Here is a 25,846-nt window from a genome sequence, read left to right on the forward strand (position 1 = left end):
GTGCTCAACTGTTGAGCCCGTTGGCGATGCGCTCCGTGTTGGTGCGCATCATGGTCAGGTAGGTGTCCGCTCCCTCTCCGGGCTCGGTAAGGGACTCGGTGAACAGTTCGGCGACGTCCACGTCGATGCCCGCTTCGCTCGCGAGCACCTGCACGAGGCGGTCGGGTTGCGACGATTCGGCGAAGATCGTCGGCACGTCGGCCTCCTCGATGGCCGATGCGAGATCGCGCAGGTCTGCCGCGCTCGGGGCTGCCAGCGTCGTGCCGCCGGGGACCACGGCGCCGACGATGCGGAACCCGAATCGGTCGGCCAGGTACCCGAAGACGTGGTGATTCGTGACGAGCGCCCGCCGATCCTCGGGGATCGCGGCGAACGCTGCGACCATCTCGCTGTCGAGCGTCTCGAGCTCGGCGCGGTAGGTATCGGCATTGGCGGCGACCGCCGCGGCATCGATCCCGGGAATCTCGGCGATCTCCGCCTCCACCGCGTCCACCACGTCGACCATGCGGGCGGGGTCGGTCCAGAAGTGAGGGTCGGGGGTGCCCGCGGCGTCCTCCGAGGTGTAGTCGAGCACCGCGATGTGGTCGCCCGCGGCGATGGCGGGAGCACCGGCGTCGATCGCTCGGTCGAGATGCTGCTGCAGCCCCTCTTCGAGCCCCAGTCCGTTCGATACGACGAGGTCGGCCGACTCCATGAGCGCCGCTTGTTGCGCGGAGATCTCGAACGAGTGCGGGTCGGCGTTGGGTTTCATGAGCGTCGTGACCTCCGCCTCCTCTCCCGCGATCTCGCCGACGACATCGCCGAGGATGTTCGTCGTCACGACGATCTGCGGCGCTTCGCTTCCGGAACCGCTGCACCCGGTGAGCGCCGCGGCTGCGAGCAGCGCGATCGCAACCCCGCCGCCGCGCACCCGCGTCATCGTCCGACCTCCGCGACGAAATCGGCGGACACCTCGGGTTCGAGTGTGCGGGCCACGCGCGCGTCCCCCGCGTAGTCGATCTCGTGCACCAGCCCGGTCTGCGGATCGTTGAGATAGGCGCGCTGATCGTCGACGGTGAGCGAGACCCCCGCGGAGACCTCGTCGACGAGGGACTCGGTCGCGGCGAGCTCGTCACCGGTCTCCGCGTCGAGCACATGCACCCGTCCGTCGGCGTCGAGCGCGACGACGTGATGCTCGGCGTCGTCCGCCGCGACCGCTCGTTCGAGCGGAAGATCGGTATCGACGTGGGTCCACGCCCGATCCCGCGTGCTCAGCAACCAGAATCCGTGGTCCGCCGCCAGCGCGGCCACGGTCGGCCGGCCTTTGCGCGCGTCGAACGCGGTGACGGCACCGGCGTCGACACCGTCGGGGAACGGTACGTGCTCGAGTTCCACTGCGTCGTCCGACGCGGTGGCGAGCACCGCCCCGTCCGCGCATCCGACCGCGAGCGCGACGCGGGTCGTGATGGAACCGGACGGGTCGGCGCAGGTGATCGACGACTCCGTGGCCGCGCCAGACGCGTCGTGGAAGACGAGCGTGTCGCCGTCGGCGACGAGCGCACCGTCGCCGAGCGGTGCCACCACACCGCCGTCCGAGCCGACGTCGATCCGGAATCGCTCGTCCGGCGTGCCGTCGGCGAGCGCAGCGTTATCGAGCAGCACCGCTTCGCCCGATCCGGAGAAGAAGACGCCGGTGGAGCCGGCGGTCGAGAGCATGCCGGTCGAAATCGTGACAGGACCCTCACCCGGCACGGTGCCGACGAGGCGCGGGTCGGCTCGGTAGTAGTGGAAATGGTCGACGTGGTCCCAGGTCCAGTGACCGGAGTCGACGACTTCCAGGCCGGCGGGTGTCGACGCGAAGGCGTACCGGCCGTCGGTCGCGAGCGCGCTGGGTTCGCCGATGGATCCGAGCGCAGTCTGCTCCTCGTTCAGCAGGTCGAGGAAGCCGACGTCGCCCGCCGCGTCGACGGTCACGAGGCCGAGCGGTGGTTCCGCCACTTCGGCCGCGCCGGCGACCTCTCCGTGACCATCGCCGGACGCAGTACCGGCGTCCTCCTGCGGTTCTGCAGACGTCGCACACCCTGCCAGAGCGATGCAGGTGACGGCCAACGGGAGCGCGATGAGCGATCTCGACAGTTTCATGAGGTCCTTTCCGGGATCTGCGTGGGGTCGGCGAGCGCGGGCGTGACGCCCGCGGCAGTCGTGGTGGGCGTGTCGGCGCCGCTGCGGAGGCGCGTGGCGCGCTCGAGCAGTGCGCGCGTGCCTGAGGACAGCGCGGCGAGCAGGATCGCCGACCCCGCGATCGAGGCCCCGGCGGCGGTGCCGGCGTGCCAGGAGAGCAGGAGTCCCGCGGCGACCGCGAGCACGCCGATGCAGGCTGCGGCGACCATGGTCGTCGGGATCCGCGTGGTCCACGCGCGGGCGGCGACCGCCGGCGCGATGAGCAGGCCGACCACGAGCAGGGTGCCGACCGCCTGGAACGAGGCGACGACTGCGAGCGTGACGAGTCCGACGAGCGCGATGTGCGCGAGCTGGGGGCGGAGTCCGAGCACCTGGGCGAGCCGTCGGTCGAAGGCGGTGGCGACGAATGCGCGGTGCATGCCGATGGTCACGGCGACGGTGACCGCGAGCGCGACGCCGAGCACGGCGATATCCGCGCTGCCGATCGCCAGGATGTCGCCGAAAAGCAGCGCCGTCGCATCGGTCGCGAAGCTGCGCGAGTGCGACACGATGATCACCCCGAGCGAGAGCATCGCCACGAAGAGCAGGCCGATGCTCGTGTCGTACGAGAGGCGGCCTCGACGCTGCAGCGCGCCGATGGCTCCGCTCATGACGATCGCGCTCACGGCCGCTCCCAGCAGGAGCGGCAGTCCGAGGATCGTCGCGAGCGCGACGCCGGGCAGCATGCCGTGACCGATGGCCTCTCCGAGGAACGCCATCCCGCGGATCACGACCCACGTGCCGACGACGCCGCAGATGACGGCGACGATGCCGCCCCCGAGCAGGGCTCGGGAGAAGAACTCGGTGGTGAAGGGATCGAGAAGAGCGTGCACAACCAGAGAACCTACACCTTTTTGAGAATGATTATCAAATGCTATAGTCACCGGTATGACCGATCCGTCCCCCTCGATCGCGGTACGCGACGTGCACTTCGCCTACACCGCGACTCCCGTGCTCCGCGGGCTCTCGTTCGACCTCTTCCCGGGTGCCGTCACCGCCATCGCGGGCGCGAACGGGTCGGGCAAGTCCACGCTCCTCGAGCTCATCGCCGACGTGCGCGCGCCGCAGAACGGGGCGATCACGCGACGAGGCGACGTCTCGCTCGTCCTCCAGCGGCCCGACGTTCCGCAGACGCTCCCCGTGACGGGCCGTGACACCGTCGCGATGGGCACGTGGAAGCGCGGGCGACGCATGTCGAGCACGGACCGGTCCGCCGCGGTCGAGCGCGCGCTGCGGCGAGTGGGGATGGATGCACTCGCCGACCGACCGCTCACCACACTCTCGGGCGGACAGCGTCAGCGCATCTTCGTCGCTCAGGGCATCGCCCGGGACCCCGACATCCTGCTGCTCGACGAACCTTCGGCCGGCCTCGACACCGCGAGCGTCGCGCGCACGCAGGAGATCCTGCGCGAGGAGGCCGCGCGCGGCGCGACCGTCGTCTGCGTCACCCACGACGACGACGCGATCGGCGCGGCCGATCGCGTGATCCGACTCGAGCACGGACGCGTGGCGGCAGCGCGAGCCGTCGCCGATCTGCGATGAGCGGCGTCGACGTCACCGTGGTCGTGGGCACCTGCGCCCACGAGCGCACCGACTACGCCGTGCGCCTCGCCGCGGCAACCCGTCGCGCGCTCTTCCCGTCCCGGCGCCTCGCGACGACCACCGACCCGATCGGCACCGCGGTCAGCCTCCTCCCCTGGGCGCAGAGCTCGGGTGCGATCGTCGAGCTGCCGACCACCGCACCGCTCGACGATTTCGTCACCACGGCTGCGCACCCTTCGAGCGCGTGCGGAGTCTCCTCGATCATCTGCGTCGCCGACGCCATGCACCTCATCGACGACCTGCGCAGCGACACGTACGCGGTCACCAAGCTCGTGCCGTCAGATGACCCGCCCGGCAGCATGTCGCGCGAACACACCGCAGTCGCACTGTTCACCGCTCGTCAACTCGAGGGGGCATCCACCGTGGTGCTCGTGAATTGGCAGGGGCTCGCGACGCCGAACCTGACGTCGCTCGTGGCGCTCGTCAGTCACCTCAATCCCACGGCTGAGGTGATGCTCGATGCCGACCCGCTGCGCGAACCGTCCGGCGTACCCCGCGACGTCGACCCGGCGCGCATCACCGCGGGTTGGGCCGCTCTCCTCCAAGGCCGGCATCGACCGCCGCACACCGACCGCCGCATCGGCGCGCTCCACTACGCGCAGTTACGGCCGTTCCACCCGACCCGGCTGCGCTCGCTCCTCGATGACCGTCTCGATCCGCGCGAGTTCGGCACCGTGATCCGCTCCGCCGGGTTCTGCCGCATCGCGACGCGCGCCTCGGTGCTCGCCCGATGGGACCACGTCGGTCAGGTGTGCTCGATCGAGCCGACGGCCACGCCTCACGCCCCCGAGACGGCGGTCCGGCTGGCGGCGACCGGTCAGGATCTCGCGTTCTTCGGCATCGACCTGCGTGCCGATGCACTGCGCATCGCCCTCGATGAGGCCGCACTCACCGACGCCGAACTAACGGACGGACCGCTCGCGTGGGCCGCGTACGCGGATCCGTTCCCCGCATGGAAGCCCGCCGCACGACCCCGGTGACCGCCGCCGCGCTCCGCTACCGTGGAGGGGTGACTCTGCTCTCCACCGACCGGCTGGACTTGCGCCTGTACGAAGCCACCGACGCCTCTTCCCTCGAGCGCATCTACGCACGTCCCGACGTCTCCCGTTTTCTCCTCGACGAACCGTGGAACGCCGATGATGCCGAACGCCACGTGCGCGAGCGGCGGATGAAGACCGATCTCGACGGCAGCACCGGTGCGCTCGCGCTCGTCATCGAGCACCAGCGCACCGTGGTCGGCGACGTGCAGCTCTGGTTCACCGACCGCGAGCGCAGAGTCGCCGAGATCGGCTGGGTACTCGACCCCGCTCACGGTGGTCGCGGGCTCGCCTCCGAAGCCGTCTCCGCCGTGCTGCGCTTCGCGTTCGATACGGCGCAGGTGCACCGGGTGACCGCACAGATGGATGCACGGAACACGGCGTCGGCGCAGCTCGCCGCTCGCGTCGGTATGCGGTCCGAGGCCCATTTCCGGCAGGACTGGTGGAGCAAAGGGGAATGGACCGACACCCTGGTCTTCGGCATGCTCGCCACCGATCTCACAACGGAGTGACGGTCCGCGTCTCCGAGTCCCACCGGCGCAACGCGACCCCGGCACCCGAACACGCGCGGCCGACGAGCGTCAACGCGTCATCCAGGGCGTCGAGTCTCAGGCGTCGAGCGAGCGTGACGTGCGGCGTCCACTCCCCTGCGGCCGTGAACGGGGCGTCGTCACCCGGACCCGCCGCTCGGTGCACGGCCGCGTGCAGATCGCGGAGCGCCTCCGTGACACGCACGGGTCTGGCGAGCACGCCCCGTTCGCCGTGCCGGAAGACGATGGGCTCCCCCAACTCGAGCGGGATCGGCAGGAGCTGGACTGCTTCCGTGAACGACACCGGCCCGACCTGCGATCGGACGAGCAGCGTGACGTGGGGGCGATTGCTCGGAGATCGATTCGCTCCCTGACTGGACAGACCGGCGTCCGCAAGTCGTCGCCACTCATCGTGAACCCGACGTTCCGTGTCGTCATCGAGCAGGAGCTCGACACTGATCACGCCGCACCCCCGTCGCGAGCGTCGTCGAGTCGCTCGGCGCGTCGCACCAGCGTGCGCGCAACGTCGCGAAACACCCAGCCGTGGACCGGCAGCACCGCGGTCCAGTAGAGCACGCCGAGCACACCGTGCGGCTGGAACCGGATCCGCTGCCCGTATCGTGTGCCGATGATCCTCTCGTCGGCATCCCGCTGCGGTTCGCTGACGAGCTCGAGCCTCGCGACGCCCGGAAACCGCATCTCGGCGCGGAGCAGCAGGCGCCTGCCCTCCTCGACGTGTTCGACCCGCCAGCAGTCGACCGCATCACCGGCCTGCAATCTTGCTCGCACCGGTCTGCCTCGCCTGAGGCCGACGCCTCCAACCACCCGGTCGACCGCGCCGCGAAACAGCCAGAGCACCCGGAGCGAGTACCACGGGTTTCGACCACCCATGGTCTCGATCGAACGCCACACGGCCTCCGGCCGCGCCGGCGTCAGGAGCGAGTACTCATCGGCGAGGATCCTTCCGGCTCCCGCGCCTCGGGAGGCGCGTTCGCCGCCGCCCATCCGCACGCGCCCGACGCGTTCAGTCGGACTTCAGTTTGCGCAGTGCGGACCCGTGATGCGCCGCGCGCGACCCGGTCTTCTCCGACTCGACAATGTACGACGGCTCATCAGTCGATGCAGTGAACTTCTGTCCGTCGTGCGTGAAGTCTTTCGTCTTCTTCTCGACGACCTTGCCCTGGGTCCTCCCCTGCGACGTGTTCCAGCTCACCCGGTCGCCCTGCGTCAGATCTGCGCTCATGCCCCCATTGGACCCGGTCGGCACGTGGCGACGCAACCCCTGGACGGCGGTACTCGCGCCTGCAGCCACCGACGCGCAACCCAGGTTGACACTACTCTCCGAGCAACGTAAGTTGACACTATGCAGTCCACACAGATCGCCGCCGTCGCCGCGGACACGAGTGATCCGCGCGCCGGACTGCGCGCGGTGTCCTCGCTGCGTGCGCTCACCGATGCCCTCGAACTCCGGCAGGTCGAGGCCGCGCTCCGCGCCGGCATGAGCTGGCAGCAGATCGCCGACGCTCTCGGCGTCTCGAGACAGGCCGCGCACAAGAAGCACGCGAAACGTGTCGACCAGACCATCCCGATTCCCCGGAGGCACCAGTGAGCAAATTCAGCGACGTCGCCGACACCTCGCATCAGCTCTCGCTCGCGGCGATGGAGGAGGCATCGCGGACCGGGCATCGTACAGCGGATATCGAGCACCTGCTTCTCGCGCTCACCCTCACCGATCAGCCGGGGGGCCAAGTCCTGCGCAGCTTCGGCGTCACCATCGAGATGACGCGGCACGCCATCGCACAGCAGCACGAGGAACAGCTCGCCTCGCTCGGGGTGACAGCACACCCCTCAGCCGACGGACCGATCGTCTTCCACGAAACAGGTGGATACGAGTGGAGCGACCGAGCGCTCGCGATCATCCAGCGGGCCGCCGGTCGTGGTCGGCGCGGCGATGCGATCGCGGTGCTGCGCGAACTCGTGGCAGAGCCGAGTGGGCTCATCGGCGACCTCCTGCGCCGCATGGACACCTTGCCCGAAGAGCTGCTCGAGCGACTGGACGACGCAGACCGCATTCCCTCACCCCCGACCGCGGACCGTCCGCGCCGTCCCCTCTCACGACGATCGGAGGCCTTCGTGCCCGCGTCGCTCGACGAGGTGTGGGCGCTCCTCTCCGACCCTCGGCGCATTCCGGAGTGGGATCAGAGCATCGGCAGAGTGGATGCAGAGCTTTCGGAACCCCCGCAGACCGGCGATGCGTGGGTCGCGCACGCGCAGACCCACCACGCCGACGGTCGCCCGCTGCAAATAGCTCGCGAGCTGCGGCGTCGCTTCGTGCAGCTCGACGCCCTCGAGCCCGAGACTCGGGTCGCGTGGCGCACCACGTTCCCCGACCGCGAACGAGCCAACGCACGGGTCGTCGATCTCGCACTCGCCCCGGCCGCGCACGGCACTCAGGTGACGATCTCGATGGCCTGGGATCGCCATCCCGCGAGGCGGCCTCTCCCCCTCGTGGGGTGGTGCATGCGACCGCTCACCCGACTCGCCCTGTGGCTGCAGGCCTCACAGATCGGTGGCGGGATCAGCCGCGTCTTCCGCTGATCCAGCGGGCGCGGCAGCCCCGTGCAGCACGTTGACGACGAGCGCGTCCGCGAAGCGCTCGTCCAGCGGCGCATCGGGGACGAGCAGTCGGTTGTAGCACGCACCCCACAGCTGATCGACGAGCAGCGCGAGATCCACATCGTCACGGAGTTGCCCGCGTTCCCGTGCCCGCGCGAAGTACTCCATCGCCAATGTGCGGCGCGGCAGCGTGTACTTCTCGGACACCGCCGCAGCGAGCGACGGATCGAACTGAGCGGCCCCGATGAGTTCGGCGATGACCCGCCCGTGGTGCGTGGTCGTGAGCAAGCGCACGAAGGCGCGCAGTTGCGCGCCGACATCGCGCGCGATGTCACCGCTGTCCGGGAATTTCAGAGCCGGCTTGCTCGTCACGAAGTACGCCTCCGCGGCGAGCTCCCCCGGTGATGCCCACCACTTGTAGAGCGTGGTCTTGCTCGCTCCCGACCGTGTGGCGACCCGGTCGAACGTGACCGCGCTCACCCCGTCCTCTCGCAGCAGCTCGGCGGTGGCGGCCACCACCTCGGCGCGCACCTGGGCCGCGGGCCGCCGTCCACGACGCGTGGTGTTCTCCGTCATTCCCCCTCCTCCCTCTGCGACGCAATTTTATGGACACCTCGACCATATCGCGTTGCTCTATGTGAACATTTTGTTCATAAAAACCGGAGGTCACCGTGACCACTCAGCAGCCCTCTTCCCCAGACACGTCGTCCCGGACTCCTCGCGTCGCGATCGTCACCGGCGCCTCCGGCGGCATCGGTCGCGCCGTCGCCACGCGCCTGGCCGACGACGGTATGACCGTCGTGGCGCACTTCAGCGGCAACCGCGATCGAGCGGCCGATGTCGTCGCCGAGATCACGCACCGTGGCGGGTCCGCGATCGCCCTCGGCGGTGATATCGCCGACGAGAACGCGATGGCCGACCTCTTCGCCGAGGCCGCTGCACGGTTCGGCGGCCTCGATGTCGTCGTGCACACCGCGGGGATCATGCCTCTGGCGCCGATCGCCGAGATGGATCTCGAGACCTTCGACCGCGTCCAGCGGGTGAACGTGCGCGGGACGTTCATCATCGATCAACTCGCCGCGCGCGAACTCCGCCCGGGCCGTGCGATCATCAACTTCTCGACCTCCGTCACCCGCTTGCAGATGCCGGGGTACGGCGCCTACGCGGCGTCCAAGGGCGCCGTCGAATCCCTGACGCTCATCCTCGCCCGCGAGCTCCGCGGCCGCGACGTGACCGTCAATGCCGTCGCCCCGGGACCCACAGCGACGCCGCTCTTCTTCGACGGGAAGTCGACGGAGGCGGTCGAGCACATCGCGTCACTGAACCCCATGCAGCGCCTCGGCACGCCGGAGGACATCGCGGAGGTGACCGCGTTTCTCGCCGGGCCGGGCCGGTGGGTCAATGGTCAGGTCCTCTACGCGAACGGCGGCGCCGCCTGAGCTCACGCGTCCCGGCGCCCACCCCGTTCGGAACCGAGCCGCGCGAGCTCGACGCGTGACCCGGTTCCGGTCTTCGCGTACAGGGCTCCGACATGCGTCTTCACGGTCGTTAATCCGATGTGCAGGTGATCCGCGATCGCCTGATTCGAGAGGCCTGCGGCGAGCAGGTCGAGCACTTGCGCTTCGCGGCCGGTGAGCCGGCAGCGATCGAGTGCCGGGGAGGCGACCGGCGCTTCCACCCCAGACGATGCATTCAGCCTCGCGATAATGCCTCCGGTGACCGCAGGGTCGATCACGTGGCGGCGTTCGGCCACGTGATGCACCGCCCGCACGAGGTCGGGCCCTCGCGTGCTCTTCAGCAGGTATCCGCTCGCCCCGGCGGCGAGCGCCTGCGCGATGAGGTCGTCGGAGTCGTAGGTGGTGAGCACGAGCACCCGGGTGTCGGTCTCCGCGGTGATCCGCTCGGTCGCCCAGATGCCGTCCGTCCCCGGCATGCGGAGGTCGAGCAGGATGACGTCGGGCGTCTCGCGCACGCAGAGCGCGAGGGCATCGAACCCGTTCTCGGCCTCTCCCACGATCTCGATCGCCGGATCGGTGGCGAGGATCGCGGCGACCCCGCTGCGCACCGCCTCGTGGTCATCGGCGATCACGACGCGCACGCGCTGTTCACTCGGCCCGCTCACCGTGAGCTCCCGGTCCGTGGCGCAGCACGCGGCTCCGCGTCGGCATCGAGACCCGCGGCGCCGTCCCCGACCGGCACCGTCATCGTCGCGCGCCACTGCCCCCCCACCGCGTCTGGACCCGACTCGAGCCGCCCGCCGATGCTGGTGAGCAGCAGTGCCGCACCGGTGACACCGATACCGCGATCCGGCGTCTGCACGCGGGACTGCGTCGCGTCGTTGACGATGGTCGCGACGAAGCGTGCGTCCGTGTGCTCCGCATCGACGACGATGTCGCCTCGCCCGTGCTTCACGGCGTTCGCGAGGAGCTCGCGCAGCACGCGCAGCACCACAGCGGACCGCTCTTGCGGCGGGATGGCGAGGGCACCCGCGAGTGCCTCGCGAGCCGCGTCGCCCCAGACGAGGTTCCGATCCCCCGGCGGCAGCGACTCGAGCTCGGGGATCGCCGTTGCGGGATCGACAGCCGTCCCGTCCGCCAGGTCATCGACGGTGGTGAGCACCGTGATGAGGCGCCGCAGCTGACGGTGGGCGGCCTCGGTGCCCTCACTGGCGCGGTCGAGGCTCGTCTTCGCCTCGGGCGCGCCCTCGTCGTCGTGTACCAACCGCATGCGCGCGGCCTCGACGTGCAGACCCGCCACCGCGATCTGGTTCGAGACGAGATCGTGCAGGTCGTGGGCGATCCGCTGTCGCAGCTCCCGGGTATCGCTCGCGTGCTGCGCCGCGAGCAGTGCCCGGGTGCGCAGCCGCTCAGTGCGCACGTTCCACCCCCACATTCCGGCGACCGCCAGGATGAGCGCCCACTGCACCGCCAGCAGTGGCACGGCGGACCCCCACGGGCGCAGCAGCAGACCGATGCCGGTGGCGGCGGCGAGGCCGGCCGCGATCCACATGGCGATGCGCACGCCGCGGTCGCTGCCGTACTTGACGGCGCAGTAGACCAGGTCGAAGCACACGAGCGTCACGCCGAGGCTGCCACCGAACAGGGTGTCGAGCACCACGATCGGGGCGCCGATACCGAGCGCGGTGAAGGGGCGGGTGGAGCGCTGCGTCGAGATCGCGACCATGCCGAGCAGCGTCAGCAGGAACGCGAGACCCGACGTGTCGAAGACGGCGACCTGCGACCAGAGTCGGATCGCCCCGAACTGCAGCAGCGCCAACCCGATCAGCAGATGCGTCGCCGCGACCAGGGCGTCCCGCGTGCGGGGCTGCGCGTTCAGCTGCTCCCAGCGACGCCCCGTCATGAATCCCATCCTGCCCCATGCGACACCCCGTCGCCTCCTCCGATCGAATGAGGCAGTCCGGCCTCCCGCACGATGCGATCACCACTCTCGACGCGACAGGCTCGGCGTATGCACCTCATCGTCATCGGCATCATCGCCTGCGAGATCGGCTTCTGGGTCGTGCTCGGTCTCGGTCTCGCGACCCGGTACCTGCTCCGCATGCGCCGCACCTCGACCGTGCTGCTGCTCTGCGTCCCGATCCTCGATGTCGCGCTGCTCACTCTCATCGCCTGGGACCTCTTGGCGAACCGCGCCGTCGCCGATTTCAGTCACGGGCTCGGCGCGGTCTACCTCGGCTTCACGATCGCCTTCGGCCACCAGATCGTGACACGCGTGGACGCCTGGTTCGCCCACCGGTTCGCCGACGGCCCAGAGCCGTGGCGTCCCCCGAAGTCGGGTGCGGCGCAGGTGCGGTACGAGTGGCAGCAGTGGGCGCGCATGCTGCTCTGCGCCATCATCGCCTCGGTCGTGCTGGGCGGCATCACGCTCATCGTCGGGGATCCGGACCGCACCGCGGAGCTCCTCGGTTGGATCGCACGCGTCTGGATCGTCACCGGCGTCTGGCTGCTCGGCTGGCCGGTGTGGCTCACGGTGAAGCACGCGGGCTCCCCCGCGGCGAAGGCCGATTCGCGCGAGACGACCTCGTGAGGCCGACCGGTTACGCCGGGTAGACCACCCCTCGTTCCTGATCGAGCACTGCTCCCCTCGACAGCGTCGCGGTCGCCGCCGGTCCGGGGCCCATGACGTGCTCGACGGTGGCTCCGCCCGCGATCAGGTGGTCGGCGATGATCCGGCGATGGCACCGCCACCACACGGCTTCCGAACACATCACCGCTGCATGCACGGACTCGCCGAGGGCACGCAGTTCACCGAGCGCGGTGCCGAACTCAGTGGAGAGTGCATGGTCGGCGTAATTGTGGAAGCTGCGGTTCTCCCACCAACCGTTCACCTCGAATGGCACCTCCCGGCTCACGGGCCGGCGGCCGGTGAGCCCCTCGCTGCGGCTGAACGCGATGCTCCGGTCCGCGAGCGACTCCGCGAGCGCATCCGCGTTGAACTGCGGGTAGCGCCGCGACCCGGCGAGTTTGCGCACGTCGACGACGTGCCCGATCGCGTGCGCTTCCAGCAGTGAGACGAACTCCTTGATCGATCGGTTCGAGTGCCCGACCGTCGAGAGACCAGTGACCGCGACCGTCATGCCTCCATTGAAGCACGCGGCCGGAGAACGGAGCACTGGATGCCTGGTCCGGCGCAGCGGGCACCGACGATGCGCACCGACCGCCGCTCGTTTTCGGTCCAGGCACGACCGATACGATCGCCCACGCGGTGACCGCGCCTCGGCGCTGCTGAACCGCACACATCGACGAAGGAGACTTCCATGCGCGCAACACTCATGTACCAGGCAGGCGACGTTCGGATCGTGGAGGTACCGGACTCCCGGATCGAGCACCCCACGGACGCGCTGGTGCGCATTACCGCGTCCTGCATCTGCGGTTCCGACCTGCACCCCTACCACCAGATGACCGCCGACAAGGGCCCGGCCCGGATGGGGCACGAGCTCATCGGGGTCGTCGAAGAAACCGGCTCAGAGGTGACGACGCTCGCGAAGGGCGACCTGGTGGTCTCGCCATTCGCGATCTCGGACAACGTCTGTGAGTTCTGCCGTGAGAACCTGCAGACCTCGTGCGTCCACGCGCACGCCGCGTTCTGGGACGGTCTCGAGGAGGGCGGGCAGGCCGAGGCCGTTCGCGTTCCGCTCGCCGACGGCACGCTCGTGAAGCTGCCCGTCGCGCCGGACTCGGCGCTCGTGCCATCGCTCCTGACCCTCGCGGATGTGTTCGGCACGGGGTATCACGCCGCGAAGATGGCGGGCGTGCAGCCGGGCCAGAAGGTCACCGTGATCGGCGACGGAGCGGTCGGCCTCATGGCCGTCCTGTCCGCTCAGCGACTCGGTGCCGAGCAGATCATCCTCATGGGCCGCCATCAGGACCGCACCGACCTCGGTCGCGAGTTCGGTGCCACCGACGTCGTCGCCGACCGCGGCGAGGAGGGCATCGCCCGCGTCCGCGAACTCACGGGTGGGCACGGCACCCACGCCGTCCTCGAAGCGGTCGGACACATGCCCGCCTATGAGCAGGCCATCGGCGTCGTGCGCCCCGGCGGTGTCATCAGCCGCGTCGGCGTGCCGCAGTACGAGGAGGCGCCGGTGGGATTCCGCAGCCTGTTCCGCCACAACATCCGTCTCGCGGGCGGCCCGGCCCCGGTCCGCGCGTACATCGAGGAGCTGATGCCCGACATCCTCGACGGCACGATTGAGCCCGGCAAGGTCTTCGATGCGAGCACCGACCTCGATGGCGTACCCGCGGGCTACCGCGACATGGACGAGCGCCGCAGCCTGAAGGTGCTTGTGCGTCCGTAATCGCGGTGCGGGGCGACGGGCGGGGGCGTCCGTCGCCCCCGGCGCCGCCCGCAACTAGAGTGGGGCGCATGCGAACGCTCAGCCTTCCCGGTATCGAACGCAGCGCCTCGAATGTCGTCCTCGGGCTGATGCGCATCCAAGAGTCCTCGGACGACGAGATCCGCACGCTCGTCGGCACCGCCCGCGATGCCGGAATCACCGTCATCGACCACGCCGATATCTACGGTTCGCGCGTGCACGGATGCGAGCGCCGCTTCGGCGAGGCGCTGCGCCTCACCTCCTCCGAGCGGGAGCAGTGGGTCATCCAGTCGAAGACCGGCATCGTCACCGACGGCCCGTACTTCGACTTCTCGTATGCGCACATCATGGAGTCGGTGCACGGCACACTCGAGGCGCTCGGCACCGACTATCTCGATACCCTCCTGCTGCACCGCCCCGACGCGCTCGTCGAACCCGACGAGGTCGCACGCGCCTTCGATGAGCTCGCCGCCGCGGGCAAGGTGCGCACGTTCGGGGTGTCGAACCACACGCCCCGGCAGATCGATCTGCTCCGAACGAGCGTCACCCAGCCGCTCATCGCGAACCAGCTGCAACTGTCGATCACGCACGCCCCCATGATCGCCCAGGGTCTCGTCGCGAACATGGAGGGCCTCGACCAGGCGACGGTGCGCGACGACGGGATCGTGGACTACTGCCGTCTGAACGACATCACCATCCAGGCCTGGTCGCCGTTCCAGTCCAAGTTCTTCGACGGACCGTTCATCGGCTCCGAACGTTATCCCGAACTCAACGCGGTGATCGATCGCCTGGCCGATGAGTACGGCGTGCCGGCGGAGGCCATCGCCGTCGCGTGGATCACCCGTCATCCGGCCCGGATGCAGGTCGTGCTCGGCACCACCACTCCGTCACGGGTCACGGCCGCGGCCCTCGGATCGGAACTCCCGCTCACCCGCGCCGAGTGGTACGAGCTGGTGCGTGCCGCGGGGTACACCGTGCCCTGAGCGGCGCACTGATGACGGAGCACAGAGCCATGACGCACCCCCTCCCGCCGAAGACCGGGCGCCCGATGTCGATCGTGATCGCGCTGGTGGCGACGCTCACCGTCAGCGCCTGCACGGCGCCGCCGTCAGGGTCGGACGACCCGTCCGGGGTGTCGTCCGACACCGACAGTCCGTCGACGATCGCGAGCGGACTGGACGCACCGTGGTCGGTCGCGTTCATCGAAGACACCGCGGTGATCAGCGAGCGCGACAGTGCGCGGATCCTCGAACTCGACGACTCGGGTGAGACCCGCGAGATCGGCGCGGTCCCTGGCGTGCAGCCGAGGGGTGAAGGGGGCCTGCTCGGCATCGCGGTGCACGAGGAGCACCTGTACGCCTTCTTCACCACCGCCGACGACAACCGGATCGTGCGGTTTCCCGTGACGGGCGAGCCCGGCAGTCTCGGGCTCGGGGATCCCGAGACGGTGCTCAGCGGGATTCCCGCCGCACGAACCCACAACGGCGGCCGCATCGCCTTCGGCCCAGACGGCATGCTGTACGCCACGACCGGCGACGCCGGTGACACCGGACTCGCGCAAGACGTCGACTCGCTGGCGGGCAAGATCCTGCGCCTGACCCCGGAGGGCGACATTCCGTCGGACAACCCGTTCCCCGATGCCTACGCCTACAGCATCGGCCACCGGAACCCGCAGGGCATCGCCTGGGATGCGGGCGACACGCTCTACGCGAGCGAATTCGGGCAGGACAGGTGGGACGAGCTCAACGTCATCGAAGCGGGAAGCAACTACGGGTGGCCGGACGTGGAAGGCATCGCCGACACGGACGGCTTCGTCGACCCGGTGCAGCAGTGGGAGCCCGCGGAGGCGAGTCCCAGCGGCATGACGATCGCCGCGGGTAGTATCTGGATCGCGAACCTGCGAGGGGAACGTCTCCGCGAGATCCCGCTCGACGATCTCACACGGTCGTCCGAGCACGGGACGGGCGAGTTCGGTCGGATGCGCGATGCCGCGCTCGGCCCGGACGGTGCGATCTGGGTGCTCACGAACAACACCGACGGGCGCGGCGACCCGGCCGATACCGATGATCGCCTGCTGCGATTCGAGCCACCCGCCGAGTGACCGGGATCGCCTAGACGAGCGCGGGGATCCAGGACGCGACGAATCCGATCACGCCCGCGCCGGTGAGCAGGCCTCCCGTGATCATGCAGGTCTTCTGAACGGTGCCGGGTGACGCGAAGCGCGCGACATCCGGCCTTCCGCGACGCGTCTCACCCGGGTACACGCCCTCATCGACACCGCCCTCATCAGCCCGAACGGGGCGCTCCCAATGGTCCCCGTCGGCCACCCATCGCGCGGAGAACGCGGTCCCGATGCGGACGACCGTGATCTCGGTCGGGATCCATCGCGCCTGCACGGCACGGAGGATCTCCGCCACGATCAACAGCGGGATCCCCGCGCCGAGACCGACCCATGACAGGATCTCGCCGATGAGCGCGAGGGTATCGAGAGGGGACACGTCAATATCGTAGCCAGATCGGATGGTGCCCGGGGCCGGTCGCCAGCGTCACCGGTGTGCGCCCGCCTACCCCCAGAGACCGAGCGTGAACTCGGCGATAATGGTCGACAGCAGGAATGCGGCCGTCAATGACACCAAGCCGACGGGAATGATCTTCCATCCCACGGACTTCAGGAGGTCGGCGTCCTTGCCGAGGCTCAATCCGGCGAACGTGAGCACCGCGGTGGCGATCGAGAGCAGGTCGACCGAGCCCACGACCTCGCCGAGCGGACCGCTCCAGGCGAACCAGGGACTCGAGATGTAGGCGCCGATCGTCGTTACCCAGACGATGGCCGCGATCTTGCGACGCGTGAGCCACGCCAGCGCCTCACTCAGGAGCACGAGCGCGGTGAGCACGGCGTAGCCGGCGACGATCGACCACGAAAGGCCCTCGCCGACGATGGAGGCGGTGGTCAGTCCGACGAGGAACACGATGGGCACGGTGATCCACAGCGGGGCCGTGACCGGGCGGGCGGCCTCCTCGAGCTGGGCCACGAGCTCGAGGTTGTTCTCGGTGTCCGGGGTGTCCTGCGCGACCTCGGCCGCACGGCTCTTGCGCGTCAGGAAGTGGTAGAAGCGATCCGCGAGCGGCAGCGAGATGTAGATGCCGAGGTAGACGCCGCCGATCGTGGCGAGCAGGTTCGCGACCGCGGCAACACCCATGATCTCCGACTCCATCGCCGGGAAGGCGTCCACGATCACACCGGTTCCGGCAGCCATCATCGATCCCGAACCGATGCCGGCACCCATCGCGAGCGCGAGCGCATCGAACCATCCGGTGGTCACGAGGAACGATGCGAGGAAGGTGATGTAGAGCGCACCGAACAGCGTGCCGAACACGTACATGGCGAGCACGCCGCGGAACTGGTCCGAATCCGAACCGTACTTCTCGCGCACCATGCCGAACGACGGCTCGCGGTCGAGCGAGAACGTGGCGCCGATCGTGGCCCGGCCCATGCGCAGCAGCACCGCGAGCGGCAGGGCGAACAGCAGCGAGCCGAACACGTTGCCGAGTTCCTGGAGCAGGAGGGCGGGCCCCGCACTGATCAGGAGGGAGAGGTTCGGGCCGATGTTGAAGGCGAGGCGCGCGATCAGGATCGAGACGGCGATGCCGACGAACAGGTTGGCGATCTTCTGGAAGTCGAGGCTCACCCGCTTGATGCGCTGCAGCGAGAGGAATCCGGCGAGCAGCAAGCCCCACACCATCGGGAAGAACACGATCGAGGCGGGGCCGAGCTGCAGCGTGCGCTGCCCGATCGCCTGGGCGATGACCGCCATGATGAGCGCCGCGAGCGCGGGAGGCCAGATCTGTCGCACGCCGACGGCGATGCTAATCTTCTGCGTTTCGGTGAGTGGGGTCATCGATGACTGCTTCCTCGAAAATGGCGTGTGGCTGCGGTCCCGTCCGACCGCAGCGCTGCGAGTCGCCGCCGCTGGGTCCGCCTCGGGTGAGGCCGCCATGCAGAAGCTTGCTCGCAATCATAGGATGCAAAAACCGAAACTGCAATACGGATTGCACGACGGGAATTCGGTTGCTACATTGCAGGGAGACCCCCGAATCACGAGGAAGTGGGCAGCATGCAGGACGATATGGCCGCCGTCATCGACATCCTCGACACCGCCGGACTCTCGAAGTCGCAGCAGCGCGTCGTCGACACGCTGCGACGGCACCCGAGCTTGATCCCGTTCGCCGACACCGCCGAGGTCGCCAGGCACGCCGAGGTGAACAACTCGACGGTGGTGCGCACCGCGCAGTCGCTCGGATACCGCGGCTGGCCCGACCTGCAGCGCGAACTGCGCGCCCGATACCTCACGATGATCAGCTCGGAGCAGACGCTCATCGAGCACGGGACCTCGCAGTCGCCGCTGCACCGGGCGATCGAGCACGACCTCGCGAACCTGCGGCAGACCTTCGACCTCAACGCTCAGAAGGACGCCGACGCCGCGATCTCGACCCTCGCCGCCGCCCGACGCATCATCGTGCTCGGCATGGGATCGTTCGCCGCCCCGGCGAGCATGTTCGCGCACCTCGGACGCATCATCGGCTACGACATCACCCACGAGGGTCGGGGCGGCGTCCACCTCGCGAGCACCCTCGCGTCGCTCGGCGAGGACGACGTGCTCGTGAACATCGCCCTGTGGCGCACGCAACGACAGTTGCAGGCCGCCGTCGAATCGGCGAAGAGCACCGGGGCCGCCATCGTCGCGATCACCGACATCCGCAGCGGTCCCACCGCTGCGGTCGCCGATCGAACCCTGATCGTACCGTCCGAGGGCATCTCGTTCTTCCAGTCCATCACCGCGACGACCTCGATCGTCTACGGGCTGCTCGCCGGCATGGAGGCCGCGCACCCCGAGCACAGCCGGGAGGCGCTGCGACGCACCCAGAAGCTCTGGAACGACCTCGACATCTATCGCGACTGACCTCGCCCGCTCACCCACCGACTCGCAGCAGAAAGCACACATGGAATCCTCACCGCAGAATCGCATCGCCGTCATCGGACTCGGCGCCATGGGCGGCGCGATGGCGGCCAGCCTCGTTCGCGCTGGCTGGCACGTCACCGGCTTCGACCCCTCCCCCGACGCCCGGCAGCGCGCCATCGACGCCGGCGCCAAGGCCGTGGACGCGCTCGGAGCATTCGATGGTGTCGCGCACGTCGTGCTCTCGCTGCCGAACGCGGCGCTCGTACGCTCCACCGTGCCGGTACTCCTGCAGCACACCTCCCTGCGGGCGATCGTCGACACCACCACCTCCGACCCGGCCACCAGCCGCGAGATGGCCGCACTCGCGGCCGAGCAGGGCATCGCGTTCGTCGACTCCCCCGTCTCCGGCGGTCGCGCAGGTGCGGCGACCGGAAGCCTCAGCGCCTTCGTCGGCGGCACCGATGTCGCCGTCACCGTCGCCACTCCGGTCATCGATGCGCTCACCGGAGGCACGTACCAGCACCTCGGCGGGCCGGGCGCCGGCAACGTCGTGAAACTCATCAACAACGCGCTCGCCGCCGTGAACCTCGCCACCGTGGGCGAAGCCCTGGCGATCGCCGAGGCCTGGGGCGTCGACCCGGGATCCGCAGTTGCCGGCGTCTCCGCCGCGTCCGGTGCGAGCCGCGTCTCGAGCAAGATGTACCCGGACTGGGTCCTGAGCGGCACCCACGACTCCGGCTTCACCATGGGTCTGATGGCGCGCGACCTGCACCTCGCCATGGACATCGCGAGCGAGATGGGTGAACAGCCGGCGCTTCTCGGCGCCGCCGACACGCTCTGGCAGCGCTCGCTCGCCGAACTCGGCAGCGCCGCGGACTTCACCGAGATCGCTCGCACGGTCGCCCCCGCGGTGACCGACCGGGTCGCCGCGCAGCCGGAGCCCGCACACGACGAAAGGACCGCACAATGACGCACACCATCTCATCCGTCGAGACCGCCACGGCCGCACTGCAGCAGTCGCTCGGGGGCCGCATCGGCTCGTTCATGGACGGGCGCGTGCACACGGGGTCGGGCGACGAGCTGTCGCTGACGCTCGCCGCAACCGGTGAGACGTTCGCCCGCTTCGCCGATGCCGGCGCAGACGGCGCCGAGGCCGTGATCACGAGCGCGGTACGCGGAGCGCAGACCTGGCGCAATGTCGGCGCCTTCGAGCGCGCACGCATCCTCCGTGCGGTGGCCGTCGCGGTCGAAGCCCACGCGGAAGAGCTCGCGTTCCTCGAGTCGGCGACCACGGGCAAAGCCATCAGGGACGCGCGGGTCGAGGTCGCGAAGGTCGTCGAGATGTTCGGGTACTACTCCGGCTGGGCCGACAAGATCATGGGGCAGACGATCCCGGTGCCCGGCAACTGGCACACCTACACCGAGCGCGAACCCTACGGGGTGATCGTTGCGATCACGCCGTGGAACGCCCCGGTCTTCACGGCCGGATGGAACTCGGCGGCACCCCTCGCCGCGGGCAACGCCGTGATCCTGAAGCCGAGCGAGTTCACGCCGCTCTCCACGGTTCGCCTGGCGCAGATCGCTCACGACGCGGGACTCCCGGACGGCGTGTTCAACGTGGCGGTCGGGGCGGGCGCCACCGTCGGATCCGCGCTCACGACCGATGAGCGCGTCGGCAAGGTGTCGTTCATCGGATCGGTGCCGACGGGACGTCGCGTGAGCGTCGCCACCGCACAGGCCGGCATTCCCACCGTGCTCGAACTCGGCGGCAAGAGCGCGAACATCGTCTTCGCCGACGCCGACCTGGATCGCGCCGCGGACGGCGCGATCTCGGCCATCTTCTCGGGTGCCGGTCAGTCGTGCGTCGCCGGATCGCGGCTGCTCGTGCAGCGCGAGATCCGCGACGCCTTCATCGAACGCGTCGCGGAACGCGCCGGCAAGCTGCGCCTCGGCGACCCGCTCGACGCCACGACCGAGGTCGGCCCGATCATCACGCGCCCGCAGTTCGAGACGGTGCAGTCGCTGATCTCGACCGGCGTCGCCGACGGCGCGCGACGCGTGACCGCAGATCAGCTGCCCGAGAGCATCGCCGGATCCCACCTCGCCGGCGGCAACTGGGTACTGCCGACGCTGCTCGACGGTGTGCGGCAGGGCGACACGCTCGAGACGACCGAGGTGTTCGGCCCGGTCGTGGGCGCCGACACCTTCGACACCGAGGAGGAGGCCATCGCACGCGCGAACGGCACCCGATTCGGGCTCGCGGGAGCCGTGTGGACGGAGAACGTGTCTCGGGCCCACTTCGTCGCACGGTCGGTGCGGGCGGGCACCTTCTGGATCAACGCGTACAAGACGATCCACGTCGCAGTCCCGTTCGGCGGATTCGGCGATTCGGGGCACGGCCGCTCATCTGGCCCGGGTTTCATCGAGGAGTACACCCAGCCCAAGGCCGTCTGGGTGCCGACTCAGGCCACCGGCGCGCCGTTCCCCTCACTGAGCTACTAAGGAGCATCCGCATGTCTGCGCTCACCGATGTATCGACGACCCCCGTCAAGCGAGCCATCGCGGAGTCCATCGAGGCATGGCGACCACGAGTCGACGCGCTCTCGCGCGCCCTGCACGCCGACCCGGAGATCGCCTTCGCGGAGCACCGCAGCGCCGCAGCGATCATGGCGCTGCTCGCGGAGGGCGGCTTCGAGGTCACCCCGGGTGTCGGGGGTCTTGACACCGCCTTCGACGCGCGTATCGGCAGCGGCGACCTCACCGTCGCCGTCTGTGTGGAGTACGACGCACTTCCTGAGATCGGTCATGCCTGCGGGCACCACCTGATCGCGGGCGCCTCGGTCGCCGCCGCCCTCGCGCTCGCACCGCTTGTCGACGAACTCGGGATCACGCTCCGCGCCGTTGGAACGCCGGCCGAGGAGCACGGCGGAGGCAAGGCTGTTCTGCTCGAGGAGGGGGTGTTCGACGGCGTCTCGATCTGCGTCATGCTGCACCCCGTGCAGGACGGGGTCACGTACAACCCCGTGGGCACGTCCGCGCAAGCGGTGGGACGCTACCGAGCCATCTTCACGGGTCGGTCGGCGCACGCCGCCGCAGCTCCGCACCTCGCGATCAACGCGGCCGACGCAGCGGTACTCGCGCAGGTCGCGATCGGTCTGCTGCGACAGCAGACGCGCGGGGACGAGCGTATCGGCCTCGTCACCCGCGAAGCAGGGTCGGTCACGAACATCATCCCCGACCGCGCGGTGATCGATTTCGAGTGCCGCGCCTTCGAGATGGACGCGTACCACGCACTGCACGAGCGGGTGCGCCAGTGCTTCATCGGCGCCGCGACGGCGACCGGAACCGACGTCGAGATCACGGCGACGGAACCGCTCTACGAACCGTTGCTGCAGCACGGCCGCCTCGCGGCGAGCTGGGTCGACGCCGCCGACGCACTCGGTCTCGACACCTCTCCGTCGGCGGGGATGAGCGGCGGGTCGACCGACATGGGCAATCTCAGTCAGGTGATTCCCTCGCTCCATCCATGGTTCAGCTTGCCGGGAGTCGACGCTCCCATTCATTCGCACGATTTCGCCCGACTCGCCGACCAGGACACCGCGTACGAGGCGATGTTCGTGGGTGCGACCGCACTGGCGTGGACGGTGGCGGACGCCGCGACCGGTGACGCCGACCGCGAGCACTTCTTGCGCGCCGCGTACCGCGGCTAGCGGGTGCGCCCGCTCGGTCCGGCTACCATGAGGCGCATGATCGCGAGCAGCGCACCGCGCACCGGCGCGAAGGTCCTCGCCGGTGCGCGCGTGCTGGTGGGCGCCCTGGTCCTGGCCGCGATCGGTGCGACCTGGGCAGAGGCGGCGAGCCGGACCACGATCAACCCGTGGGACTTCTTCGGCTACTTCACGATTCAGTCGAACCTGCTGTGCGTGGCGACGGCCCTGGTGTGCGGTGTCGCGGCCGTGCGTCATCGAGGCACGCACCCGATATGGCTCGTGCAGCTGCGCGGCCTCACCACGGTCTGCATGATCGTGGTCGGTCTCGTCTACGCCGTGCTGCTCGCACCGCTCGGCGCCGCCGGCGGCGTTCCGGTGCCGTGGGCGAACTGGGTGATGCACATCGCCGCGCCGCTCCTCGTCACGGCCGATTGGCTGTGCACGAGAGATCGCGGACCCCTGCCGTGGTCGAGCATGATCCTGCAGCTCGGGTACCCGCTCATCTGGACCACCGTCGTCCTGATGCGCGGTGCCACCGATGGCTGGGTGCCCTACCCCTTTCTGAACCCGTCGCAGGGGTACGGCACGGTCGCGGTCGCCGTCGTCGGTATCGCCATCGCGTTCTCCGTCGTGTCGGTCGCCGTGATCTGGTGGTCGCGACGACCGGTCCGCTCACCGCGATCACCCCGGGCGGCGCAGTCCGGATGGTGACCGTCAGTTCCGCAGGGCCCGCCGACATTCCAGCGGCGGCGCGCGTGCTCGCCGATGCGTTTCGCGACGACCCGGTCGTCGGGCCACTCGTCGTCGGTCGCCGACGTGAACGGCGTCTGCGCGCACTGTTCGAGGCGCTGCTGCGCTCGGGTGCGCGGTCTGGCGTGCTGATCGACATGGCGCGCGATGCGCGCGGCCGAGTCGTGGGGGTCGCCACGTGGGAACCGCCCGGGCATCGGCTCACCTTCCTGCACCAGATGCCCGAACTGCCGAGGTTCGCTCGCGCGGTCGGCCTTCGCGGTCTCGTGACCGGAATGCGTCTCGAGCTCGCGCTCGCCCGGTTCCGACCGCGCGCTCCGCACTGGTACCTCGCCGAACTCGGCGTCCGTGACGGCGCGCGCGACAGGGGTGTCGGGTCCGCACTCCTGCGGTTTCGACTCACGGCGATCGACGCCGCTCACCTCCCCGCCTACCTCGAATCATCGAGCGAACGGAACCGCACGCTCTATCGCCGGTTCGGGTTCCGCACGCTGCACCGCATCACGCGCCTACCGCACGCGGACCCCGCAGGCATGTGGCGACCATCGCAGGAACACTGACGGTCGGTCACCCGGGGACCGGCACCATGGCGGGCACGATCACGAGCGTGAACGCTACCGCTCCGGCGATCAAGAGCCCGGTGGCAACGGCGTTGACCCGCCAGTGATCGCGCATGACGCCCGCGAACTCGCGGAGCACCGCGCTCGGAAGGAAGTACCAGGCGGTGCGCGCGCCGACGACGTGAGCCCGCATCCCGAGCGCGCGCGTGAGGAGCGCGGCGCGGAACACGTGGTAGCTGCTCGTCGCCACCACGACCCGCGCGTCGGGGCCGGAGAGCAGTTCGCGCGAGAAACGCAGGTTCTCGGCAGTCGTCCGCGAGCGCGTCTCGGCGACCACGACTTCGGCGGGCACGCCGTGCGCGATGAGGTACTCGCGCATGGCCTCGCCCTCGGGTCGGGGCTCGTCATCCCCTTGACCGCCGCTCGCGATCATGAAGGGGACACCGCCATGGTCGTTCCGCGCCTGGATTCCGCGATCGAGCCGTCCCGCGAGCAGTGGAGGGACGCGTCCGTCGATGAGCCCGGCGCCCAGCACGATCACGGCCTCGGGAGCGGCACGTCCGCGACGCCAGCGGTACAGCAGAGACGCGACGATGAACGCGGCGAACGCGAAGCCGAAGAAGACCACGACCAGCACCGCTGACAGGTGCACGGCGTATCGAATCAGATACGCAGGATCGTCGCGCACCACGTCGGCGGGCGCGAGCCAGCCGAGCGTGGTCGGCAGCACCAGGAGCGCGATGCCGGCGATCAGCGCCAGCGCGTTGCCGAGCGTCCGGCTCTCGCGGCGCAGAATCGTCACCCCGGAGTACAGCAGGAAGAGCACCAGCAGCGGGTACCCCACGAGGTTGCCGAGCAGCAGCACGCCGAACACCGCGACGAGCACGATGATGAGCACGAGCGGCGATCCGAGATTCACGAGCCACAGGCCGACGCCGAGGGCCAGCAGGCCCCACCCGATGAGGGCGACGACCGGCGCGACGATACGTCGGGCGTCCCGAATGAACCGGAACGACCCTCCCGCCACGAACAGTCCGCCCGTCCCGATCAGTGCGATGACGAGCGCGGGTGCGATCTGCATCGGCACTCCCCTCTCGGATCACGGGGCACCGCTGCGCCAGTCGATCGCGCCGCCTTCGAAACAGATGCCCGGTTCGACTCTATCCGCCGCGACCGTCAGTCGTTTCCGCGACCGTCGTGCCCCACCTTCCCGGCCGTCCAGAATCCGATCGCCCGGTGCCGATTCCGCGGTTGCCGCAGCGGACCGCGCAGATGCGAGCGGATCGTGCGCGCCGCCGCCGACTCGCAGGCGACCCACGCGTATCCGGGAGTCTCTGGCAGGGAGACCGATTCGACCGCGGCAGGAAGGGCGCTGTCGAGGCCGCCCGATCCGATGATCCAGGTCCACTCGACGTCGCCCCGCGTCGCGATCTCGCGGCGATCCTCGTCGCAGGGAACCTCGACGATCGCGTGCACGGGCATTCCTGCCGGCAGTTCCTCGACGATGCGCGCGAGACCGGGAAGCCCGGTGGTGTCGGCCACGAGCAGTTGCCACTGCGCATCAGCGGGCAGCACATGGTACGCGTGCGATACCGCGGAACCGCGGAAGATGCCAAGTACCTGGCCGGGCTCGGCCTGCTCTGCCCAAGCCGAAGCGACACCGCTGCCGTGCACGGCGAACTCGATGTCGAACTCGCGTCCGCCGTCATGCACCGCGCGCATCGTGTAGTGCCGCCACGGGGGTTCCGCTTCGTCGACGACGTCGCCGTCGTGCTCACGATTGAAGTACGTCACGTCGGCGCGCGTCTCACCCGGCCAGGGGAACGCGACATCGACGCGCTCGTCGCCCCGACCGTCGGCGGGCCAGCGCCACTCACCGACCGCGCGCAAACGCACGCGAATCAACGACGGTGAGACGCGGATCACTCGCACGACCTCGGCGGGCTCGCAGAATGCCATCGGTCCTCGTCTCCCCTCGTCCGCGGTTCGTCCGCGGTTCGTCCGCGCGGCGCGGGACGATCCCCCACTCACCGTAGGGTCACGCC

General features: G+C 69.5%; 30 protein-coding genes. 16 read left to right on the top strand and 14 right to left on the bottom strand.

The genetic code is table 11. From position 1 onward, the window contains the following. Positions 1–4: 4 nt before the first annotated feature. From aztC to aztB, 3 genes are read right to left on the bottom strand one after another with little or no spacing between them, the layout of a single operon-like run. Positions 5–919 (bottom strand): zinc ABC transporter substrate-binding protein AztC, encoded by a 915-nt coding sequence (gene aztC / locus J4H85_RS11580; RefSeq protein ID WP_208239779.1) that lies wholly within the window; start codon positions 917–919, stop codon positions 5–7. Further along, entirely contained in the window at positions 916–2,121 is a 1,206-nt protein-coding gene (locus J4H85_RS11585) for an ABC transporter (RefSeq protein ID WP_208239781.1), read from the bottom strand. The genes aztC and J4H85_RS11585 overlap by 4 nt, the downstream gene beginning before the upstream one ends. Then, positions 2,118–3,032, bottom strand: coding sequence for a zinc ABC transporter permease AztB (gene aztB, locus J4H85_RS11590; RefSeq protein ID WP_208239783.1), 915 nt, complete (start codon positions 3,030–3,032; stop codon positions 2,118–2,120). The genes J4H85_RS11585 and aztB overlap by 4 nt, the downstream gene beginning before the upstream one ends. A gap of 55 nt (positions 3,033–3,087) precedes the next feature. Here aztB and J4H85_RS11595 point away from each other — a divergent pair, with 55 nt between their 5' ends. Genes J4H85_RS11595 through J4H85_RS11605 form a run of 3 tightly spaced genes read left to right on the top strand, consistent with a single transcriptional unit; the run spans position 3,088 to position 5,350 of the window. Beyond that, the gene (locus tag J4H85_RS11595; protein WP_208239785.1) at positions 3,088–3,741 is read left to right on the top strand and encodes a metal ABC transporter ATP-binding protein; all 654 of its coding nucleotides are present in this window, start codon (positions 3,088–3,090) and stop codon (positions 3,739–3,741) included. Continuing rightward, positions 3,738–4,781, top strand: a complete 1,044-nt coding sequence (locus J4H85_RS11600; RefSeq protein ID WP_208239787.1) for a CobW C-terminal domain-containing protein — start codon at positions 3,738–3,740, stop codon at positions 4,779–4,781. The genes J4H85_RS11595 and J4H85_RS11600 overlap by 4 nt, the downstream gene beginning before the upstream one ends. 29 nt (positions 4,782–4,810) lie before the next feature. Further along, entirely contained in the window at positions 4,811–5,350 is a 540-nt protein-coding gene (locus tag J4H85_RS11605) for a GNAT family N-acetyltransferase (RefSeq protein WP_307863639.1), read from the top strand. On the opposite strand, the gene J4H85_RS11610 is transcribed toward J4H85_RS11605, so the two are convergent. The 3 genes from J4H85_RS11610 to J4H85_RS11620 are packed head-to-tail and all read right to left on the bottom strand — an operon-like array spanning position 5,337 to position 6,611. Beyond that, positions 5,337–5,831 carry a 2'-5' RNA ligase family protein gene (locus J4H85_RS11610; protein ID WP_307863640.1) on the bottom strand — a complete coding sequence of 165 codons (495 nt, stop codon included), beginning with the start codon at positions 5,829–5,831 and terminating at the stop codon, positions 5,337–5,339. The two genes, J4H85_RS11605 and J4H85_RS11610, sit on opposite strands and share 14 nt — an antisense overlap. Next, on the bottom strand, positions 5,828–6,373 hold the full coding sequence (locus J4H85_RS11615) for a DUF2867 domain-containing protein (protein ID WP_208239792.1): 546 nt from the start codon (positions 6,371–6,373) through the stop codon (positions 5,828–5,830). The genes J4H85_RS11610 and J4H85_RS11615 overlap by 4 nt, the downstream gene beginning before the upstream one ends. Before the next feature lie 19 nt (positions 6,374–6,392). After that, a complete protein-coding gene (locus tag J4H85_RS11620; protein ID WP_208239794.1) occupies positions 6,393–6,611 on the bottom strand; it encodes a hypervirulence associated TUDOR domain-containing protein in 219 nt (72 codons plus the stop codon). A gap of 120 nt (positions 6,612–6,731) precedes the next feature. Here J4H85_RS11620 and J4H85_RS11625 point away from each other — a divergent pair, with 120 nt between their 5' ends. Further along, the gene (locus tag J4H85_RS11625) at positions 6,732–6,977 is read left to right on the top strand and encodes a helix-turn-helix domain-containing protein (RefSeq protein ID WP_208239796.1); all 246 of its coding nucleotides are present in this window, start codon (positions 6,732–6,734) and stop codon (positions 6,975–6,977) included. After that, positions 6,974–7,966, top strand: a complete 993-nt coding sequence (locus J4H85_RS11630; protein WP_208239798.1) for an SRPBCC family protein — start codon at positions 6,974–6,976, stop codon at positions 7,964–7,966. Before J4H85_RS11625 ends, J4H85_RS11630 begins: the two co-directional genes overlap by 4 nt. On the opposite strand, the gene J4H85_RS11635 is transcribed toward J4H85_RS11630, so the two are convergent. Further along, positions 7,928–8,560, bottom strand: coding sequence for a TetR/AcrR family transcriptional regulator (locus J4H85_RS11635; protein WP_208239800.1), 633 nt, complete (start codon positions 8,558–8,560; stop codon positions 7,928–7,930). The genes J4H85_RS11630 and J4H85_RS11635 overlap by 39 nt on opposite strands. Before the next feature lie 95 nt (positions 8,561–8,655). Here J4H85_RS11635 and J4H85_RS11640 point away from each other — a divergent pair, with 95 nt between their 5' ends. Further along, positions 8,656–9,423 carry an SDR family oxidoreductase gene (locus J4H85_RS11640; protein ID WP_208239802.1) on the top strand — a complete coding sequence of 256 codons (768 nt, stop codon included), beginning with the start codon at positions 8,656–8,658 and terminating at the stop codon, positions 9,421–9,423. 2 nt (positions 9,424–9,425) lie between these two features. Here J4H85_RS11640 and J4H85_RS14295 read toward each other — a convergent pair whose 3' ends face one another. Both J4H85_RS14295 and J4H85_RS11650 read right to left on the bottom strand, forming a co-directional pair. Then, positions 9,426–10,106, bottom strand: coding sequence for a response regulator (locus tag J4H85_RS14295; RefSeq protein ID WP_307863641.1), 681 nt, complete (start codon positions 10,104–10,106; stop codon positions 9,426–9,428). Then, complete coding sequence (locus tag J4H85_RS11650; RefSeq protein ID WP_208239804.1) at positions 10,103–11,344, bottom strand: sensor histidine kinase; 1,242 nt, start codon at positions 11,342–11,344, stop codon at positions 10,103–10,105. Before J4H85_RS11650 ends, J4H85_RS14295 begins: the two co-directional genes overlap by 4 nt. 108 nt (positions 11,345–11,452) lie before the next feature. Here J4H85_RS11650 and J4H85_RS11655 point away from each other — a divergent pair, with 108 nt between their 5' ends. Next, positions 11,453–12,031, top strand: coding sequence for a hypothetical protein (locus J4H85_RS11655; RefSeq protein ID WP_208239806.1), 579 nt, complete (start codon positions 11,453–11,455; stop codon positions 12,029–12,031). Between the two features lie 10 nt (positions 12,032–12,041). Here J4H85_RS11655 and J4H85_RS11660 read toward each other — a convergent pair whose 3' ends face one another. Further along, a complete protein-coding gene (locus J4H85_RS11660) occupies positions 12,042–12,581 on the bottom strand; it encodes a DUF488 domain-containing protein (protein ID WP_208239808.1) in 540 nt (179 codons plus the stop codon). Positions 12,582–12,761: 180 nt separating this feature from the next. Here J4H85_RS11660 and J4H85_RS11665 point away from each other — a divergent pair, with 180 nt between their 5' ends. The 3 genes from J4H85_RS11665 (at position 12,762) to J4H85_RS11675 (ending at position 15,921) form a co-directional block, all read left to right on the top strand. Beyond that, a complete protein-coding gene (locus J4H85_RS11665) occupies positions 12,762–13,802 on the top strand; it encodes a zinc-dependent alcohol dehydrogenase family protein (RefSeq protein ID WP_208239810.1) in 1,041 nt (346 codons plus the stop codon). A gap of 68 nt (positions 13,803–13,870) precedes the next feature. Beyond that, complete coding sequence (locus J4H85_RS11670) at positions 13,871–14,803, top strand: aldo/keto reductase (RefSeq protein ID WP_208239812.1); 933 nt, start codon at positions 13,871–13,873, stop codon at positions 14,801–14,803. Positions 14,804–14,832: 29 nt separating this feature from the next. Continuing rightward, complete coding sequence (locus J4H85_RS11675) at positions 14,833–15,921, top strand: PQQ-dependent sugar dehydrogenase (RefSeq protein ID WP_208239814.1); 1,089 nt, start codon at positions 14,833–14,835, stop codon at positions 15,919–15,921. A 10-nt stretch (positions 15,922–15,931) separates the two neighbouring features. On the opposite strand, the gene J4H85_RS11680 is transcribed toward J4H85_RS11675, so the two are convergent. After that, positions 15,932–16,318 (bottom strand): hypothetical protein, encoded by a 387-nt coding sequence (locus tag J4H85_RS11680; RefSeq protein WP_208239816.1) that lies wholly within the window; start codon positions 16,316–16,318, stop codon positions 15,932–15,934. Between the two features lie 66 nt (positions 16,319–16,384). Next, the gene (locus J4H85_RS11685; RefSeq protein WP_208239818.1) at positions 16,385–17,719 is read right to left on the bottom strand and encodes a DUF3100 domain-containing protein; all 1,335 of its coding nucleotides are present in this window, start codon (positions 17,717–17,719) and stop codon (positions 16,385–16,387) included. A 216-nt stretch (positions 17,720–17,935) separates the two neighbouring features. Between J4H85_RS11685 and J4H85_RS11690 the strand changes: the two genes are divergently transcribed. Genes J4H85_RS11690 through J4H85_RS11715 form a run of 6 tightly spaced genes read left to right on the top strand, consistent with a single transcriptional unit; the run spans position 17,936 to position 23,801 of the window. Continuing rightward, positions 17,936–18,781, top strand: coding sequence for a MurR/RpiR family transcriptional regulator (locus J4H85_RS11690; RefSeq protein WP_208239820.1), 846 nt, complete (start codon positions 17,936–17,938; stop codon positions 18,779–18,781). A gap of 40 nt (positions 18,782–18,821) precedes the next feature. Then, a complete protein-coding gene (locus J4H85_RS11695) occupies positions 18,822–19,751 on the top strand; it encodes an NAD(P)-dependent oxidoreductase (RefSeq protein WP_208239822.1) in 930 nt (309 codons plus the stop codon). Continuing rightward, positions 19,748–21,283, top strand: coding sequence for an aldehyde dehydrogenase family protein (locus J4H85_RS11700; protein ID WP_208239824.1), 1,536 nt, complete (start codon positions 19,748–19,750; stop codon positions 21,281–21,283). The genes J4H85_RS11695 and J4H85_RS11700 overlap by 4 nt, the downstream gene beginning before the upstream one ends. Positions 21,284–21,294: 11 nt before the next feature. Then, positions 21,295–22,491 (top strand): amidohydrolase, encoded by a 1,197-nt coding sequence (locus J4H85_RS11705; RefSeq protein WP_208239826.1) that lies wholly within the window; start codon positions 21,295–21,297, stop codon positions 22,489–22,491. Positions 22,492–22,527: 36 nt separating this feature from the next. After that, a complete protein-coding gene (locus J4H85_RS11710; RefSeq protein ID WP_208239828.1) occupies positions 22,528–23,202 on the top strand; it encodes a Pr6Pr family membrane protein in 675 nt (224 codons plus the stop codon). Then, entirely contained in the window at positions 23,196–23,801 is a 606-nt protein-coding gene (locus J4H85_RS11715) for a GNAT family N-acetyltransferase (protein WP_208239830.1), read from the top strand. Before J4H85_RS11710 ends, J4H85_RS11715 begins: the two co-directional genes overlap by 7 nt. A 7-nt stretch (positions 23,802–23,808) precedes the next feature. On the opposite strand, the gene J4H85_RS11720 is transcribed toward J4H85_RS11715, so the two are convergent. Next, positions 23,809–24,882 carry a YdcF family protein gene (locus J4H85_RS11720; protein WP_208239832.1) on the bottom strand — a complete coding sequence of 358 codons (1,074 nt, stop codon included), beginning with the start codon at positions 24,880–24,882 and terminating at the stop codon, positions 23,809–23,811. A gap of 95 nt (positions 24,883–24,977) precedes the next feature. Continuing rightward, on the bottom strand, positions 24,978–25,760 hold the full coding sequence (locus J4H85_RS11725) for a siderophore-interacting protein (protein WP_208239834.1): 783 nt from the start codon (positions 25,758–25,760) through the stop codon (positions 24,978–24,980). Positions 25,761–25,846: the final 86 nt, after the last annotated feature.

Origin of the sequence: Leucobacter tardus (assembly GCF_017583045.1) — a bacterium.
GTDB lineage: Bacteria > Actinomycetota > Actinomycetes > Actinomycetales > Microbacteriaceae > Leucobacter > Leucobacter tardus.

Bases quoted from the DNA above. Each gene is read 5' to 3' on its own strand.
- aztC (WP_208239779.1), bottom strand. From the start codon at position 919: ATGACGCGGGTGCGCGGCGGCGGGGTTGCGATCGCGCTGCTCGCAGCC.
- J4H85_RS11585 (WP_208239781.1), bottom strand. From the start codon at position 2,121: ATGAAACTGTCGAGATCGCTCATCGCGCTCCCGTTGGCCGTCACCTGC.
- J4H85_RS11595 (WP_208239785.1), top strand. From the start codon at position 3,088: ATGACCGATCCGTCCCCCTCGATCGCGGTACGCGACGTGCACTTCGCC.
- J4H85_RS11600 (WP_208239787.1), top strand. From the start codon at position 3,738: ATGAGCGGCGTCGACGTCACCGTGGTCGTGGGCACCTGCGCCCACGAG.
- J4H85_RS11615 (WP_208239792.1), bottom strand. From the start codon at position 6,373: ATGGGCGGCGGCGAACGCGCCTCCCGAGGCGCGGGAGCCGGAAGGATC.
- J4H85_RS11620 (WP_208239794.1), bottom strand. From the start codon at position 6,611: ATGAGCGCAGATCTGACGCAGGGCGACCGGGTGAGCTGGAACACGTCG.
- J4H85_RS11625 (WP_208239796.1), top strand. From the start codon at position 6,732: ATGCAGTCCACACAGATCGCCGCCGTCGCCGCGGACACGAGTGATCCG.
- J4H85_RS11635 (WP_208239800.1), bottom strand. From the start codon at position 8,560: ATGACGGAGAACACCACGCGTCGTGGACGGCGGCCCGCGGCCCAGGTG.
- J4H85_RS11650 (WP_208239804.1), bottom strand. From the start codon at position 11,344: ATGACGGGGCGTCGCTGGGAGCAGCTGAACGCGCAGCCCCGCACGCGG.
- J4H85_RS11655 (WP_208239806.1), top strand. From the start codon at position 11,453: ATGCACCTCATCGTCATCGGCATCATCGCCTGCGAGATCGGCTTCTGG.
- J4H85_RS11660 (WP_208239808.1), bottom strand. From the start codon at position 12,581: ATGACGGTCGCGGTCACTGGTCTCTCGACGGTCGGGCACTCGAACCGA.
- J4H85_RS11665 (WP_208239810.1), top strand. From the start codon at position 12,762: ATGCGCGCAACACTCATGTACCAGGCAGGCGACGTTCGGATCGTGGAG.
- J4H85_RS11670 (WP_208239812.1), top strand. From the start codon at position 13,871: ATGCGAACGCTCAGCCTTCCCGGTATCGAACGCAGCGCCTCGAATGTC.
- J4H85_RS11675 (WP_208239814.1), top strand. From the start codon at position 14,833: ATGACGCACCCCCTCCCGCCGAAGACCGGGCGCCCGATGTCGATCGTG.
- J4H85_RS11685 (WP_208239818.1), bottom strand. From the start codon at position 17,719: ATGACCCCACTCACCGAAACGCAGAAGATTAGCATCGCCGTCGGCGTG.
- J4H85_RS11690 (WP_208239820.1), top strand. From the start codon at position 17,936: ATGCAGGACGATATGGCCGCCGTCATCGACATCCTCGACACCGCCGGA.
- J4H85_RS11695 (WP_208239822.1), top strand. From the start codon at position 18,822: ATGGAATCCTCACCGCAGAATCGCATCGCCGTCATCGGACTCGGCGCC.
- J4H85_RS11700 (WP_208239824.1), top strand. From the start codon at position 19,748: ATGACGCACACCATCTCATCCGTCGAGACCGCCACGGCCGCACTGCAG.
- J4H85_RS11705 (WP_208239826.1), top strand. From the start codon at position 21,295: ATGTCTGCGCTCACCGATGTATCGACGACCCCCGTCAAGCGAGCCATC.
- J4H85_RS11710 (WP_208239828.1), top strand. From the start codon at position 22,528: ATGATCGCGAGCAGCGCACCGCGCACCGGCGCGAAGGTCCTCGCCGGT.
- J4H85_RS11715 (WP_208239830.1), top strand. From the start codon at position 23,196: ATGGTGACCGTCAGTTCCGCAGGGCCCGCCGACATTCCAGCGGCGGCG.
- J4H85_RS11720 (WP_208239832.1), bottom strand. From the start codon at position 24,882: ATGCAGATCGCACCCGCGCTCGTCATCGCACTGATCGGGACGGGCGGA.
- J4H85_RS11725 (WP_208239834.1), bottom strand. From the start codon at position 25,760: ATGGCATTCTGCGAGCCCGCCGAGGTCGTGCGAGTGATCCGCGTCTCA.